General features: G+C 66.3%; 17 protein-coding genes. 6 read left to right on the plus strand and 11 right to left on the minus strand.

Annotation, left to right across the window (positions count from 1 at the left end; genetic code table 11):
* Positions 1–24: 24 nt before the first annotated feature.
* On the minus strand, positions 25–249 hold the full coding sequence (locus tag ACUXVX_RS07710) for a hypothetical protein (protein ID WP_446311073.1): 225 nt from the start codon (positions 247–249) through the stop codon (positions 25–27).
* A gap of 171 nt (positions 250–420) precedes the next feature.
* Between ACUXVX_RS07710 and ACUXVX_RS07715 the strand changes: the two genes are divergently transcribed.
* The gene (locus tag ACUXVX_RS07715) at positions 421–789 is read left to right on the plus strand and encodes a hypothetical protein (protein ID WP_446311074.1); all 369 of its coding nucleotides are present in this window, start codon (positions 421–423) and stop codon (positions 787–789) included.
* A 77-nt stretch (positions 790–866) separates the two neighbouring features.
* Here the strand turns inward: ACUXVX_RS07715 and ACUXVX_RS07720 are convergent, their stop codons facing one another.
* Both ACUXVX_RS07720 and ureC read right to left on the minus strand, forming a co-directional pair.
* The gene (locus ACUXVX_RS07720) at positions 867–1,250 is read right to left on the minus strand and encodes a hypothetical protein (protein WP_446311075.1); all 384 of its coding nucleotides are present in this window, start codon (positions 1,248–1,250) and stop codon (positions 867–869) included.
* Between the two features lie 77 nt (positions 1,251–1,327).
* Positions 1,328–3,037, minus strand: a complete 1,710-nt coding sequence (ureC, locus tag ACUXVX_RS07725; RefSeq protein ID WP_446311076.1) for an urease subunit alpha — start codon at positions 3,035–3,037, stop codon at positions 1,328–1,330.
* A gap of 167 nt (positions 3,038–3,204) precedes the next feature.
* Here ureC and ACUXVX_RS07730 point away from each other — a divergent pair, with 167 nt between their 5' ends.
* Positions 3,205–4,041: a cytochrome C gene (locus ACUXVX_RS07730; protein WP_446311077.1), complete on the plus strand. Its 837-nt coding sequence runs from the start codon at positions 3,205–3,207 to the stop codon at positions 4,039–4,041.
* Between the two features lie 17 nt (positions 4,042–4,058).
* Here the strand turns inward: ACUXVX_RS07730 and ACUXVX_RS07735 are convergent, their stop codons facing one another.
* Genes ACUXVX_RS07735 through ACUXVX_RS07770 form a run of 8 tightly spaced genes read right to left on the minus strand, consistent with a single transcriptional unit; the run spans position 4,059 to position 7,741 of the window.
* The gene (locus tag ACUXVX_RS07735; protein WP_446311078.1) at positions 4,059–4,544 is read right to left on the minus strand and encodes a GFA family protein; all 486 of its coding nucleotides are present in this window, start codon (positions 4,542–4,544) and stop codon (positions 4,059–4,061) included.
* Positions 4,528–4,932, minus strand: a complete 405-nt coding sequence (locus ACUXVX_RS07740; protein WP_446311079.1) for a carboxymuconolactone decarboxylase family protein — start codon at positions 4,930–4,932, stop codon at positions 4,528–4,530. Before ACUXVX_RS07740 ends, ACUXVX_RS07735 begins: the two co-directional genes overlap by 17 nt.
* Complete coding sequence (locus ACUXVX_RS07745; protein ID WP_446311080.1) at positions 4,933–5,748, minus strand: cyclase family protein; 816 nt, start codon at positions 5,746–5,748, stop codon at positions 4,933–4,935.
* A 40-nt stretch (positions 5,749–5,788) separates the two neighbouring features.
* A complete protein-coding gene (locus ACUXVX_RS07750) occupies positions 5,789–6,085 on the minus strand; it encodes an antifreeze protein (protein ID WP_446311081.1) in 297 nt (98 codons plus the stop codon).
* A gap of 5 nt (positions 6,086–6,090) precedes the next feature.
* The gene (locus tag ACUXVX_RS07755) at positions 6,091–6,399 is read right to left on the minus strand and encodes an urease subunit beta (RefSeq protein WP_446311082.1); all 309 of its coding nucleotides are present in this window, start codon (positions 6,397–6,399) and stop codon (positions 6,091–6,093) included.
* Complete coding sequence (locus ACUXVX_RS07760) at positions 6,396–6,569, minus strand: hypothetical protein (RefSeq protein WP_446311083.1); 174 nt, start codon at positions 6,567–6,569, stop codon at positions 6,396–6,398. The genes ACUXVX_RS07755 and ACUXVX_RS07760 overlap by 4 nt, the downstream gene beginning before the upstream one ends.
* Before the next feature lie 13 nt (positions 6,570–6,582).
* Positions 6,583–6,885 (minus strand): urease subunit gamma, encoded by a 303-nt coding sequence (locus tag ACUXVX_RS07765; protein ID WP_222470124.1) that lies wholly within the window; start codon positions 6,883–6,885, stop codon positions 6,583–6,585.
* A gap of 4 nt (positions 6,886–6,889) precedes the next feature.
* Positions 6,890–7,741 carry an urease accessory protein UreD gene (locus tag ACUXVX_RS07770; protein ID WP_446311084.1) on the minus strand — a complete coding sequence of 284 codons (852 nt, stop codon included), beginning with the start codon at positions 7,739–7,741 and terminating at the stop codon, positions 6,890–6,892.
* A 357-nt stretch (positions 7,742–8,098) separates the two neighbouring features.
* Here ACUXVX_RS07770 and urtA point away from each other — a divergent pair, with 357 nt between their 5' ends.
* The 4 genes from urtA to urtD all read left to right on the plus strand — a co-directional run bounded on the left by urtA (position 8,099) and on the right by urtD (position 13,713).
* The gene (gene urtA, locus ACUXVX_RS07775; RefSeq protein ID WP_446311085.1) at positions 8,099–9,388 is read left to right on the plus strand and encodes an urea ABC transporter substrate-binding protein; all 1,290 of its coding nucleotides are present in this window, start codon (positions 8,099–8,101) and stop codon (positions 9,386–9,388) included.
* A gap of 118 nt (positions 9,389–9,506) precedes the next feature.
* Entirely contained in the window at positions 9,507–11,516 is a 2,010-nt protein-coding gene (gene urtB / locus ACUXVX_RS07780) for an urea ABC transporter permease subunit UrtB (protein WP_446311086.1), read from the plus strand.
* 230 nt (positions 11,517–11,746) lie between these two features.
* A complete protein-coding gene (gene urtC / locus ACUXVX_RS07785; RefSeq protein WP_446311087.1) occupies positions 11,747–12,976 on the plus strand; it encodes an urea ABC transporter permease subunit UrtC in 1,230 nt (409 codons plus the stop codon).
* Positions 12,973–13,713 (plus strand): urea ABC transporter ATP-binding protein UrtD, encoded by a 741-nt coding sequence (urtD, locus tag ACUXVX_RS07790; protein ID WP_222491648.1) that lies wholly within the window; start codon positions 12,973–12,975, stop codon positions 13,711–13,713. The genes urtC and urtD overlap by 4 nt, the downstream gene beginning before the upstream one ends.
* Positions 13,714–13,725: the final 12 nt, after the last annotated feature.

The following is a 13,725-nucleotide window of genomic DNA, read 5'->3' on the forward strand; positions in this document are numbered from 1 at the left end:
CCCCCGATGGAAGACCGCGAAGCCTTAGAGGTAGAGCAGGTCGCGGAAAACATGGCGCGGAATCTCGTCGCGCGTCAGGCCCATGGCGGAGAGGTCCTTGTCGGAGAGCGCATTCAGCCGGTTGATCTGATGCATCCGCGAGCGGCTTTCCATGTAGGCGTTCAGCCCCATGCCGAGGGTGGCAAAGAAGGCGTCGATCCGGGCGCGAAGCGCGGGCGCAAAGCTGGTATCGGTGGTCTGGAGTGTCATCGCTGGAAACCTTGTCATTGGGTTGCAGGGTTTCCTCCCATGGGATCAGGCTAGCACAGGCGGGGCAGGGCGGAAGGCCCGGCTTTGCAGGGCAGCCATGTGCTGCGGGCAGGGGAGCGGGCCGCGCGGCGCGTAACCGTCCGTTTACCGACCCTGCGCCACCATCACCCCATGAGCCGCGTCGAATCGTTCCCGCCCGGTCTGCCCACCCAGCCCACCGCACTGGCCGATGCGCTGGGCGCGATCCGGGCGCAGATGGCCGCGCTGAAGACTTGTGAGGAGGCCCTGCGCGCCGCCCTGATCGCGGCCCGCCCCACCGGCCCGGTGGAGGGGGCGGCCTTCACGGTGACGGTGTGCCAAAGCACCCGCCGCAGCCTGGACCCCACGCGCCTACCCGCCTACATCCGCGATGATCCGGCCTTTTGGCGGGAGAGCCGCAGCACCATGGTTGTGACCCGCGCGGTTGCGGTCGCGTCAGCACAGCCCGAGGCCCAGCCGGATGAGGAAGATGAGTTTGAGGTGATCGAACGTTTCGGGTGATCGCGGCGGTGGGTTTCACCCACCAGCCGCGATCAATCATGAAATACTGCTGCAGTCACCCGGCGCTCAAAAGCCCGCTACGCCTCCTCCCGCGTCGCCAAGGCTCGCAGAACAGAATGCGCCGCATCCCGGACGCCCACCTGCGGTCCGCCTCGTGGCAGGGACCGATAATAGTCGACATGCGCCAGAACAAGCTCCGCTGCCGCCTTCTGTTGGGCATCGCCGAAGTCGTCCCCGATCCAGTCAAGTAAAAGCCGGGTACCCTCCGCGTTCATGGTGCGGGTGTAGCTGCGCCCGTCGAGCAGCCGCAGCGTGATGTAGATGTAGTCCTGTGCCGATCCGGCCCCCATGCCGGTCTCCCGCGCCACTCGCGCCCGCGCCGCCGAAATCCCGGCTTGGCCGCCCCGGATGGCCAGCGCGGCCTCGAAGCAGGCCCGAATCTGATGTGATGAAATCGCCATGCCGCCAATGTGCCACGGCGCATCGCAAAAAGGGTTAACGACATGGCAATTGTGGGTTGGAGTGCCCCGCCAACCGCTCAAAACATAAAATACCGCTGCGCCATCGGCAGCCGCTCTGCCGGCTCGCATGTCAGTAACTCGCCATCCGCCCGCACCTCGTAGGTCTCCGGATGCACCTCGATCTTCGGCCGCGCGTCGTTCAGCTTCAGCGCCGACTTCCCGATCCCCCGCGTCCCTTTCACCGCCAGCAGCTCCTTGCTCAGCCCGAGCTGCCCACGCAGCCCCCCGGCCACCGCCGCCTCGCTGACAAACAGCGCCGCCGAGCGCTCCACCGCCCGGCCCATGCTGCCGAACATCGGGCGCGTGTAAACCGGCTGCGGCGTCGGGATCGAGGCATTCGGGTCTCCCATCTGCGCCACCGCGATCGACCCGCCCAGCAGCACCATCTCCGGCTTCACCCCAAAGAAGGCCGGGCTCCAGAGCACCAGATCGGCCCGCTTGCCCACCTCGATGCTGCCGATTTCATGGCTCATCCCATGGGCAATCGCCGGGTTGATCGTGTATTTCGCCACATAGCGGCGGGCGCGGAAGTTGTCGTTGTCCCCCGTCTCCTCCGCCAGCCGCCCGCGCTGCTTTTTCATCTTGTCGGCGGTCTGCCATGTGCGGATCACCACCTCGCCCACGCGCCCCATCGCCTGACTGTCCGAAGCGATGATCGAAAACGCCCCCATGTCGTGCAGGATATCCTCCGCCGCAATCGTCTCCCGCCGGATGCGCGACTCGGCAAAGGCCACATCCTCGGGGATCGACTTGTCGAGGTGGTGGCACACCATGAGCATGTCCAGATGCTCCTCCAGCGTGTTCACCGTAAAGGGGCGCGTCGGGTTGGTGCTCGACGGCAGCACGTTCTCCTCGCCGCACACCTTGATGATATCCGGCGCATGGCCCCCGCCCGCGCCCTCGGTGTGAAAGGCGTGGATCGTCCGCCCCTTGATCGCCGCCACCGTGTTCTCCACGAAGCCGGACTCATTGAGCGTGTCGGTGTGGATCATCACCTGCACGTCCATGTCATCCGCGACCGACAAACAGCAATCAATCGCCCCCGGCGTCGTGCCCCAATCCTCATGCAGCTTCAGTGCACAGGCCCCGGCATTCACCATCTCCACCAGCGCGCCCGGCAGCGAGGCGTTGCCCTTGCCCGCAAGGCCAATGTTCATCGGCACACCATCGAGCGCCTGCAACATCCGCCCAATATGCCACGGCCCCGGCGTGCAGGTCGTCGCCAGCGTGCCATGCGCGGGGCCAGTGCCGCCGCCCAGCATGGTCGTCAGCCCCGAATGCAGCGCATCGTCGATCTGCTGCGGGCAAATGAAATGAATATGGCTGTCGAACCCGCCCGCGGTGAGGATCTTGCCCTCCCCCGCAATCGCCTCCGTCCCCGGCCCGACGATGATATCCACCCCCGGTTGGGTATCCGGGTTGCCCGCCTTGCCAATCGCCGCAATCCGCCCGTCCTTCAGCCCGATATCGGCCTTGTAGATGCCGGTCCAGTCCAGCACGAGCGCGTTGGTGATGACCGTATCGACCGCCCCCTCCGCCCGCGTCGCCTGGCTCTGCCCCATCCCGTCCCGGATCACCTTGCCGCCGCCAAATTTCACCTCCTCGCCATAGGTGGTGAAATCCTTTTCCACCTCGATGATCAGGTCGGTATCCGCCAGCCGCACCTTGTCACCAGTGGTGGGGCCGAACATCGCGGCATAGTCGGAACGGGGGATGCGGGTGGCCATGGCGGCTCCTTTCAGGCGGTCGTCATCAACAAAGCCCAGCCGCAACACGTCAATTGACGCGACTCGCGGACAGGCGCAAAATTGACCCCACGGAAACTACGGCGCCATTTGCGCCGCGCGAGGGTCGGGGCCGGCAATGAGGCCCCTTTTTCTGAAGGATGAAAGCAATGCGTTACCCGGTATTGAGCGGGGCGCTGGCGATGGTCTGCACGCAGGCCTTGTCCGAGCCCACATTGGAGCGTGGAACTTACCTGGTTGAAGGCCCGATGGGCTGTGGCAACTGCCACACGCCGCTGGGGGCCGAGGGTTTCGTGGCCGGAGCCGAACTCTCCGGCAGGCTGGTGGAGCAGAACGAGGCCTTCACCGCCATCGCCCCCAACATCACCCCCGCCGGTCCGTCCGGCGCGTGGAGCGATGCCGAGCTGGCAAAGGCGATCCGCGAGGGCATCCGCCCCGACGGCACGCTGATCGGCCCGCCGATGCCATTCACCTTCTACCGTGGCCTCAGCGATGACGATGTGGCCTCGGTCGTCATGTATCTGCGCAGCGCGCCCCCGGTCGAGAACGACCCCGGCGCCTCCACCTACCACATCCCGCTGCCCCCAGCCTACGGCCCGCCGGTCGAAGCGGTCGCCGCTCCCGCGCAGGGCGTGACGGCGGACTACGGCGCCTATCTCGCCGGGCCGGTCGCCCATTGCATGGAGTGCCACACGCCGATGGGCGCCACCGGCCCGATGGTCGACACCGACCTCGGCCGCGGCGGCTTCCAGTTCTACGGTCCGTGGGGCACCTCGGTCGCCTCCAACCTCACCTCTCACGAGGACGGGCTTGCGGGCTACACCGACGAAGAACTGGCCGCGATGATCACCCAAGGAAAACGCCCCGACGGCACGCCCATGCTGCCGCCGATGCCCTATGGCTTCCTCGCAAAGATGAGCAGCGACGATCTCGCGGCGATCATCCTCTACCTGCGCAGCCTGCCGCCGCTGCCCGACGCTGGCTGAGGAGGTTACCCGCGCCCTCATGCCGCCCAGACCCCGTGCTTTCGGTGCCAGTCGGCCAGCGAAAGCGCGGGGTATCCGTCATAGCACTCATCCTCCGGCCCCGCGTTGAGCGGCACCCAATGCGGCTTGTCGGCCAACATCAGGTGCACGCGGGCCGGGGCAGGGGGCAGGGGGGTGTCGATGGCGCTGGCCATGGGGTGGATCAGCTCGGGCCATGTCGGGTCATAGAGCCACAGCTCCGAGCCGCAGGCCGCGCAGAAGTTCCGCTCCCCGGTCGAAACCTCGCAAACCCCGCCACGCTCGATTGCCGCCCGATACACCGCCGTCTCGCCCTCCACCTCCATCGTCTCTGCGATCCCACCAAGGTTGATCGCATAGCCGCCCCCGCCGCCGGTCTTGCGGCAGATGGTGCAGTAGCAGAGCTGGTAGGGCACCGGCGTGTGGCTTTGCAGTGAGAACCGCACGGCGCCACAGCGGCAGGAGCCCTCAAGCGCCATTGGCATCAAACACCTCGTCCACCGGCACCTGCAGCGCCGTGACCATCCCGTTGGTCATCATCGCCGCCCCGATCACCCGCACCAGCTCGGCGTGCATCTCGGCGCTCATCCCCTTGGCCTTCGCCGCTGCGGTATGGCTGTGTACGCAGTACGAACAGCCGTTCGCGGTGCTCACCGCAACGTAGATCATCTCCTTCACCAGCGGGTCGAGCGCCCCCGGCCCCATCAGGACCGAGAGCTTGGCCCATGTCTCCTCCAGCGCGTCCTCGTCATGGGCGAGGGCACGCCAGAAGTTGTTCACGTAGTCGGTGCCCCGTGCCGCGCGGATCGCGTCGAAAACCGCTTTCGCACGGGGCGAAAGCTCCTCGTCGGACAAAAGGGGCACCGTCGCCATTCAGATCACCGCCATCACGCGGGCCGGACCGCCGGTTCCGCCGCCATGCTTCGGCGCGCCAACAAAGAGCGTCGCCCCGCTGGCCGGAACCTCATCCAGATTGGCCATGTTCTCGATCCCATAGCGCCCGGCAGGCAGCCACGAGTAATGGACCGCGAAATCCGCCGAATTGCCCGGATCGAGCGAGAGCGTGTCCACGCCAATCGACGCCACGCCCATCTCCAGCAGCATATCCGTCGCCGCCTTGGCAAAGCCCGGAAAGGCGAAGTTCCCCTCGCCGTCATTGCGGAACGACGGATCGCCCATCTTCGCACCCCAGCCCGAGTTCATCGCCACGCAGGCGCCCTCGGGGATCTCGCCATTGGCCGAAACCCAGGCTTCGATATCCTCCGGCTCCACCATCGCGTTCGGCTCCTCGGCGGCCTTGGCCTTGAGGTCGATCACGCAGAGCGGGCACATCAGGCTTTCGGGCGGCAGCATGTCCACCGTGTCGGTGCCCTCGGCAAAGTGGGCGGGTGCGTCGATATGGGTGCCGGAATGCTCGAAGAACGAGACCTTCCAGATCTTGTAGCCATCGGCGGCATAGTCCTTGTCGGAGGCAAACTCGATGCCCGGCAAGCCGTCAAAGGTCGGGAACTCGGGGGTGAGCGTATAGGTCAGGTCCACCACCTTGCCGCTCGACTGGGCGAGGGCCGGGCGCGAGGCCATCGCCCCGGCGGCCACGGCAGCCGCCCCCGCGGCGGCGCTCCGGGCAAAGAAGGACCGGCGGTTCATCGCCGTCTTGCGGACATTCTCGATCAGGCACGCGTTACACATCTTGGGCACTCCCTTTCTGGTTGGTCCTCCCGTTAACCCTTCACCTCAGCTTCGGCCCTCTCCGGGCCAGCCGCACCACGTTGGAGCGGGTCTTGCGGCGCAGCGGGCGCAGCGCGGCGGCCCCCACGTTGCGGCCCTGCATGGCGGCCACCGAGGCCTCCTGCGCGGCCTTGGCAAAGGCCCGCTGCTTCTCGCGCACCATCCGCCCGTTCTCGCCTGCGGCCACGTTCCACGTGCCGGCCATGCCCATCATCCGCATCCAGATAACGGCGCTGGCCTCCATCGTCATGATCGCCATCTGCATTTGCAGCCGCAGCAGGGCAGTGGGGTTGAACATCGGGGTCAATCGAGCGCTCCCATGACCTTCTGGTTGAAGCCGTAGATCTTCCGCGCGCCGCCAATCGCAATCAGCTGCACCTCGCGGGCCTGACCGGGCTCAAACCGCACGGCGGTGCCTGCGGCGATGTCGAGCCGCATGCCCCGCGCGGCGTCACGGTCAAAGTCGAGCGCTGCGTTGGTCTCGGCAAAATGGTAGTGGCTGCCCACCTGCACCGGGCGGTCGCCGGTGTTCGCCACCATCAGGGTGATCGCCTCGCGGCCCGCATTCAGCTCGATATCGCCCTCCGCGCAGATCACCTCACCGGGGATCATTTGCGGCTCCAGAGAAAGGCGGCAAAGCCCGCCGCCACGATCACCGCCAGCGCGGCCATCAGCGGCAGGGCCGAGTTGGCCTCATGCGGGTGCAGGTGCGCGCCAGAGTGGGCGAGGGCGGGGCCCGATGCAATAACGGCGGTGGCCAGCAGGGCGGCAATGTATTTCATGTGTCAGTCCTCTTCAGCGAATGGGGTTGTGTACGGTCACCAGCTTGGTGCCGTCGGGAAAGGTCGCCTCCACCTGCACCTCGTGGATCATCTCGGCGATCCCCTCCATGCATTGCTCCGCGCTCACCACCTGCGCACCCGCCTCCATCATGTCGGCGACCGATCGGCCATCGCGGGCGCCCTCCACCACCGCGTCAGTGATCAGCGCAATCGCCTCGGGGTGGTTCAGCTTCACGCCGCGGGCCAGCCGCTTGCGGGCCACCTCTGCGGCCATGGCGATGAGGAGCTTGTCCTTTTCGCGGGGGGTGAGTTGCATGGGTTCAGAGCCTCCAGGATCGTGGAAGGGTATTGCCCGAGAGCCGGTCCAGCGCGGGCATGAGGAGCTTGCGCAGGCCAAAACCATCGGGGCCGAGGAATCGGGCCACCATCACATCTTGCGCAATCAGCGAGGTGCCCGCCAGAGCGTCTTGCGGCAGAGCGGCGCGGAGCGCATCGCGCTGGTGTTCGGCATCGGGGGCGACATAGACAACCAGCGCCGAGGCACGGCAGCCCGCGCCGGTTGCGGGGCTTGCAAGCCGGGCGCTGATATCGCCCTCCAGCCGCGTGGCATCGGTAAAGAGCCGCGCGCCACCCCGAAACACCTCGACTCGGTCGCTGAACCAGCCTTCCGTCAGGCGCTCGCCCATCGCCGTGCGGCCAAAGACCAGCGGCTCGCACAGCAGCAGTTTGGCATCCTCCGCCAGGTCGACCCGCAGGCGGCGGCGCAGGGCGCAGGCCTGAAACAGGATCGTCTCTTGTGGCAGCCAGTGCAGGCAGGCGCCCGCGCCCGCGCTCAGCCGCACAGAAACCTCGCCAACCTCGCCCGGCTGGGCGCGATAGGCGCGCTCGGCGGCCTGCGTGGTGAGGCTCAGCGCCGCGCCCGGCTCGGCCCCGGCCTCCAGCCGAAACCTGTCGCCCCCGGTGATTCCGCCCGCCGAGTTGACCAGCATCGCTTGCAAGGCGCCCGCACGGCGGGGGAAGAGCAGCTTCATCGCGCCCGACATGCGCAACTCGCCGATCCGACCGCCGCCCCGACCATCGGGCCGCGCCGTCACCCGCGCCGCACCAACGGCCCTCGGCTGCTTCGCCCGCGCCGCGTCTATCTCGCCTTCAATGGTAATGGCTGCCCCCACGCATATCTCCTGCCGATGTTTTCACCACGCAGCGTTCCGGCTGACCACAAGTGAGCGGCGATCCTGCCGCCGGGTCAAGTTGCCTGCTGAATTTCTGGGCGGATGCTCGGATTTCTGCCGCGAAATTAATCAATGCGGGGCGGACACCTGTTTTCTGCAATCCCGAAATTGCGCCGGAACCGCGCCGCTCCAAAGCATGTCCCCGCCCGGAGCACGCTGAGACGCACCGCATCGGGTGCGCAAGCCGCCGCCGGTGAGGACATGGCAGCAGCCCCGCGCCAACATCAACAGGAACTTGCTTCGGGGTCTGCTCGCGTGTCGCCCTTGCCGGCCACACACCCCGAACGGAGGGATAAAATGACCGCTTTCAAGAAAACCGCTGCCTCTGTGCTCGCGCTCGGCCTTACCGCCGGTGCCGCCTCTGCCCAAGAGGTGAGCTGCCCGATCAAGGTCGGCGTGCTGCACTCGCTCTCGGGCACCATGGCCATTTCCGAAACCACGCTGAAAGAGACGATGGAAATGCTCGTCGCCAGCCAGAACGAGGCCGGCGGCCTGCTGGGCTGCGATCTCGAAGCCGTGGTCGTCGACCCCGCCTCCGACTGGCCGCTCTTCGCCGAAAAGGCCCGCGAGCTGCTGACCGTCCACGAGGTCGATGTGATCTTCGGCAACTGGACCTCCGTGTCGCGCAAATCCGTGCTGCCGGTGATCGAAGAGCTGAACGGCCTTCTGTTCTACCCGGTGCAGTATGAGGGCGAAGAGTCCTCCAAGAACGTGTTCTACACCGGCGCCGCCCCCAACCAGCAGGCCATCCCGGCCACCGACTACTACCTCGAAGAGCTGGGCGTCGAAAAATTCGCGCTGCTGGGCACCGACTACGTGTACCCCCGCACCACCAACAACATCCTCGAGTCCTACCTGAAGGACAAAGGCATCCCCGCCGAGGATATCTTCGTCAACTACACCCCCTTCGGCCATTCCGACTGGTCCAAGATCGTGTCCGACGTTGTGGCGCTGGGCGCGGACGGCAAGAAGGTGGGCGTGATCTCCACCATCAACGGCGACGCCAACATCGGCTTCTACAAGGAACTGGCCGCGCAGGGCATCTCCGCCGAGGACATCCCCGTTGTGGCCTTCTCCGTGGGTGAAGAAGAGCTCGCCGGTCTCGACACCTCCAACCTCGTCGGCCACCTCGCCGCGTGGAACTACTTCATGTCCGCCGACACCGAGGCCAACGCCGACTTCATCTCCAAGTGGCACGCCTTCATAGGCTCCGAAGACCGCGTGACCAATGACCCGATGGAAGCCCACTACATCGGCTTCAACATGTGGGTGAACGCGGCCACCGAGGCCGGCACTACCGATGTGGACGCCGTCCGCACCGCGATGTGGGGCCAGGAGTTCCCCAACCTGACCGGCGGCACCGCCGTGATGGGCGTGAACCACCACCTCTCCAAGCCGGTGCTCATCGGTGAAATCCGCGCAGACGGCCAGTTCGACATCATCTCCGAGACCGATCCGGTCCCCGGCGATGCCTGGACCGACTTCCTGCCCGAGTCGGCTGTTCTGACCTCGGATTGGAAAGATCTGGAGTGCGGCATGTACAACACCGAGACCTCCACCTGCGTGCAGATCGAAAGCAACTACTGAGCCATCAGGCTCTTCAGGCCGGCGCTGAAGTTCGGCGCCGCCCGACACGCCAGCGGAGGGGGCGGCACGCGCTGCCCTCTCCGGCCCAAGGGGACAACGCGCGGTGGGACATTCCAGCATGATCAAGGCCTTGCAGGCTCTGGCGCTCTTCTGCGCCCTCACTCTCTCCGCGCCCGCACTGGCGCAGGACAGCACCCCCGACACCCCAGCCGATGAGGCGACCCAAGCCGCTCCCGCCGAGATGGGCCCGATCCAGACGCTGCTTCAAGCGCACGCCGCCGACCTTGCCAAACCCTCCCGCCGCACCATCCAGCCGGTGATCGACGCGCTGGCAGGCTCCGGGCTGGAGGGCATGCAGCAGGTGCTGCAGGTCTGGGAAGCCCGCGAGATGTATCAGCGCGAGAGCGACGGTTGGTTCTTCAAAGGCGAGAAGGGCCCGGACCGCACGATCATCCTCACCGATTTCGACAGTGGCGAAGCGCTTGAGCCGGTGCCGTCTGGCGAGGTTGACAACCTCAAGCCCAACTCCGGCGTGCGCGGTCTGATCGCCTCCGCCCTTGTCCGCTTCCAGTTGCTCGACCCCAACGCCGCCCGGCGGCAAGATGCGCTCACCGCCATCTCCCGCAACCCCGACGCCTCGCACCTCGAGCCGCTCGCCGCCTCCATCGACGAAGAGCCAAGCCCGGCGCTGAAGGCGCAAAAGCAGCGGCTCCTGACCCTGCTCACCATCTCCTTCGGTGCCGACGAAGACGCCCGCATCGCCGCCATCGAGAGCGTCGCGGGCGACTTGAACGTCGACACCCGCGCCACGCTCAATCCGCTGGTCGCCACCACCCTCAAGGCCGCAGAGGGCGAACCCACGGGCAACATCGCCCGCACCTTGCGCCCCGGCTCCGAGGAACTGCCCCGCAACGCCGCCTACGATATGGCCGCCGCCGCAGCCGACTTGCCCGCCCGCATCGAGCCTTCCGACCGCCGCAACGCGCTGCAAGCCAACATCGCCGATGGGGCCGTGGGCGGCGTGCCGCTATCCGAGCTGAACACAATCGAAGCCCGCGAGCGCGCCTATGCCGCGCTGGTCGAGGCCGGCACCGTCGCCCCCGCACCCACGGAGGCCGAGATCGACGCCGCGCTCGCCCGCTTCACCTTTTACGAGGAATACGCCGAGCCATCCCCCTTCGTCACCGAGTCCGCCAACGCCGCCCTCCGCTCGATCGACACCAAGGTTGGCCTGAACACCACGCTCGATCTGGGGCTCGATGCGCTCTCCCTCGCCTCCATCTACTTTCTCGCCGCCATCGGGCTGGCCATCACCTTCGGGGTGATGGGGGTCATCAACATGGCCCACGGCGAGTTCATCATGATGGGTGCATACACCGGTTACGTGGTGCAGCAGATGATCCCCAACCACACGGTCTCGATCATCGTCGCCATCCCGCTGGCCTTCGCCGTCACCTTCGCCGCCGGGGTGGCGATGGAGCGGCTGGTGATCCGCTGGCTCTACAACCGCCCGCTCGAAACCCTGCTGGCCACCTTCGGCATCTCCATCGCCCTCCAGCAGCTTGCGAAGAACATCTTCGGCACCCAGGCCCGCCCGCTCACGGCCCCCGGGTGGCTCGACGGGCAGTGGCAGATCAACGAGATCGTCGGCATCTCGATGATCCGCGTGGCCATCTTCGTGCTCGCCATCGTCTTCCTGCTCTTCTTCCTCTTCCTGATGAAGAAGACCCGCCTCGGGCTGGAGACCCGCGCCGTCACGCAAAACCCGCGCATGGCCGCCTCGATGGGCATCAACCCCGGCCGCGTGAACATGCTTACCTTCGGCCTCGGCTCCGGCATCGCGGGGATCGCGGGCGTCGCAATCGGCCTCTACGCCAAGGTCACCTCCGAGCTTGGCGCCGATTACATTGTGCAGAGCTTCATGACCGTCGTGGTCGGCGGGGTCGGCAACATCTGGGGCACGTTGCTGGGCGCGGGCATGATCGGCTCGCTGCAAAAGGGCATCGAATGGCTGAACCCCTCCAACACGCTGGCGGCCCAGACCTACATGATCATCTTCATCATCATCTTCATCCAATTCCGGCCAAGGGGCATCATCGCCCTCAAGGGCCGCGCGGCGGGGGATTGAGCGATGTTTGGTTTGACCCTTCGTACAGGAAATGGCGCATCGACCCAGCGGAGCACCCGGCCGCCAACGGCGGCCAGCGCCCGCACCGCCCCCCCACGGGGCGGGCGCTTCGTCGATGTCATGCTCAACGGCGAAGGAGCGCGAGACGGTCGTGTCGCCGCTTGTGGAAACGCGCCCCGTGCGGTGCGGGCGCTGGCCTCGCTCTGCATTCTCACCCGGAGGGCTACCCAATGAAAAACCGCTCCTTCATCGCCCGCAACCCCTCCATCCTCGTCTTCCTCGCCTGTCTCGGCCTCTTCACCTTGGCCGTCACCATCGCCTCCGAAGGCTTCGGCCTCGGCCTCATCTCCACCAGCTTCGTCAAGACGCTCGGCAAGACCCTTTGCCTCTGCCTCGTCGCCGTCGCGATGGACCTGATCTGGGGCTACTGCGGCATCCTCTCGCTCGGCCACTTCGCCTTCTTCGGCCTCGGCGGCTACATGATCGGAATGTGGCTGATGTATGAGCGCACCCGCCTCATCGTCACCGAGAGCATGGCCGCCCAGCAGATCCCGCCCACCCCGCAAGAGGTGATTGATTCCATCGGCACTCAGATTTTCGGCGTCGTCGGCTCCTCCGAGTTCCCGCTCATCTGGTCCTTCGCCCACAGCCTCACGCTGCAACTCATCCTCGTCGTCGCCGTTCCGGGCCTCCTCGCCCTCGTCTTCGGCTGGCTCGCCTTCCGCTCCCGCGTCACCGGCGTCTACCTGTCGATCCTGACGCAAGCGATGACCCTCGCGCTGGCCCTCTACCTCTTCCAGAACGACTCCGGCCTGCGCGGCAACAACGGCCTCTCCGGCCTGCAAAACCTGCCGGGCGTCACCGCAAGCCAAGATGTCGTTTCCATCTGGTTCCTCTGGGCATCCGCCCTGGCCCTTGGCCTCGGCTACCTGCTCGCCGCCTTCGTCGTCTCCGGCAAGTTCGGCTCGGTCATCCGCGGCATTCGCGACAACGAGGCCCGCGTGCGTTTCCTCGGCTACTCGGTCGAAACCTACAAGCTCGCCATGTTCACCCTCACCGCCTGCATCGCGGGCATCGCAGGCGCGCTCTACTACCCGCAGGCCGGCATCATCAACCCGGCCGAAATCGCCCCCATCGCCTCCATCTACCTCGCCGTCTGGGTCGCCATCGGGGGCAGGGGGCGCCTCTACGGCGCGGTCATCGGCGCGGCCCTCGTCAGCCTCGTCTCCACCTACTTCACCGGCGGTCAGGCGCCCGACATCCCGCTCGGCTTCTACACCATCAGCTGGGTCGATTGGTGGACAGTCTTGCTCGGCCTCACCTTCGTCCTCGTGACCCTCTTCGCCCCCAAGGGCATCGGCGGCCTCTTCGACCTCGTCACCGCGCGGCTGCCCTCCAACCGCCACGGGGCAGATTACGGCCCCGACGCGGGCGCCAAGCGCGAGGAGGAGGGCCAATGAGCACCCTGCTTGAAGTCAACGGCATCTCGGTCACCTTCGATGGCTACAAGGCCATCCGAAACCTCAGCTTCAACATCGGCGAGGCCGAGCTGCGCGCCATCATCGGCCCCAACGGCGCGGGCAAGACGACCTTCATGGATATCGTCACCGGCAAGACCAAGCCCGACGAGGGCAAGGTGATTTGGGGCGAGATGAGCCGCAATCTCGTCGGCATGAACGAGGCCAAGATCGCCCAGGCGGGCATCGGCCGGAAATTCCAGAAGCCCACCGTTTTCGAGGATCAATCCGTCCGCGAAAACCTCACAATGGCGCTGCAAAACAAGCGCGGCTGGTCCTCCGTCCTGTTCTGGAAGCCCTCCAAGGCCGACCAGAACCGCGTTGTCGAACTCGCCGCCGAGATCGGCCTCTCGGGTGAGCTGGAGCGCACCTCCGGCGAGCTCTCCCACGGGCAAAAGCAATGGCTCGAAATCGGGATGCTGCTGGCGCAGGAGCCGCGCCTCCTGCTGGTCGACGAACCGGCGGCGGGTATGACCCTCGCCGAACGCGAGCACACCACCGACATCCTGAAGGAAGCGGCCAAAACCCGCGCCGTCGTGGTCGTCGAGCACGATATGGAGTTTGTCCGCCGGCTCGAATGCAAGGTGACCGTGCTGCATGAAGGCTCGGTGCTGGCCGAAGGCTCGCTCGACCACGTCACCTCCAACCCCGAAGTCATCGAGGTGTATCTTGGCCGCTGACTCTCCAAAACC

Source organism: Vannielia sp. SX4, assembly GCF_052828525.1.

Excerpts from the sequence above, each read along its gene's own strand:
- urtC (WP_446311087.1), top strand. The coding sequence starts at position 11,747 with ATGAAAAACCGCTCCTTCATCGCCCGCAACCCCTCCATCCTCGTCTTC.
- ACUXVX_RS07710 (WP_446311073.1), bottom strand. The coding sequence starts at position 249 with ATGACACTCCAGACCACCGATACCAGCTTTGCGCCCGCGCTTCGCGCC.
- ACUXVX_RS07740 (WP_446311079.1), bottom strand. The coding sequence starts at position 4,932 with ATGGCGACGGTGCCCCTTTTGTCCGACGAGGAGCTTTCGCCCCGTGCG.
- ACUXVX_RS07760 (WP_446311083.1), bottom strand. The coding sequence starts at position 6,569 with ATGAAATACATTGCCGCCCTGCTGGCCACCGCCGTTATTGCATCGGGC.
- ACUXVX_RS07755 (WP_446311082.1), bottom strand. The coding sequence starts at position 6,399 with ATGATCCCCGGTGAGGTGATCTGCGCGGAGGGCGATATCGAGCTGAAT.
- ACUXVX_RS07750 (WP_446311081.1), bottom strand. The coding sequence starts at position 6,085 with ATGTTCAACCCCACTGCCCTGCTGCGGCTGCAAATGCAGATGGCGATC.
- ACUXVX_RS07715 (WP_446311074.1), top strand. The coding sequence starts at position 421 with ATGAGCCGCGTCGAATCGTTCCCGCCCGGTCTGCCCACCCAGCCCACC.
- ACUXVX_RS07745 (WP_446311080.1), bottom strand. The coding sequence starts at position 5,748 with ATGTGTAACGCGTGCCTGATCGAGAATGTCCGCAAGACGGCGATGAAC.
- ACUXVX_RS07730 (WP_446311077.1), top strand. The coding sequence starts at position 3,205 with ATGCGTTACCCGGTATTGAGCGGGGCGCTGGCGATGGTCTGCACGCAG.
- urtB (WP_446311086.1), top strand. The coding sequence starts at position 9,507 with ATGATCAAGGCCTTGCAGGCTCTGGCGCTCTTCTGCGCCCTCACTCTC.
- ACUXVX_RS07720 (WP_446311075.1), bottom strand. The coding sequence starts at position 1,250 with ATGGCGATTTCATCACATCAGATTCGGGCCTGCTTCGAGGCCGCGCTG.
- urtD (WP_222491648.1), top strand. The coding sequence starts at position 12,973 with ATGAGCACCCTGCTTGAAGTCAACGGCATCTCGGTCACCTTCGATGGC.
- ACUXVX_RS07765 (WP_222470124.1), bottom strand. The coding sequence starts at position 6,885 with ATGCAACTCACCCCCCGCGAAAAGGACAAGCTCCTCATCGCCATGGCC.
- urtA (WP_446311085.1), top strand. The coding sequence starts at position 8,099 with ATGACCGCTTTCAAGAAAACCGCTGCCTCTGTGCTCGCGCTCGGCCTT.
- ureC (WP_446311076.1), bottom strand. The coding sequence starts at position 3,037 with ATGGCCACCCGCATCCCCCGTTCCGACTATGCCGCGATGTTCGGCCCC.
- ACUXVX_RS07735 (WP_446311078.1), bottom strand. The coding sequence starts at position 4,544 with ATGCCAATGGCGCTTGAGGGCTCCTGCCGCTGTGGCGCCGTGCGGTTC.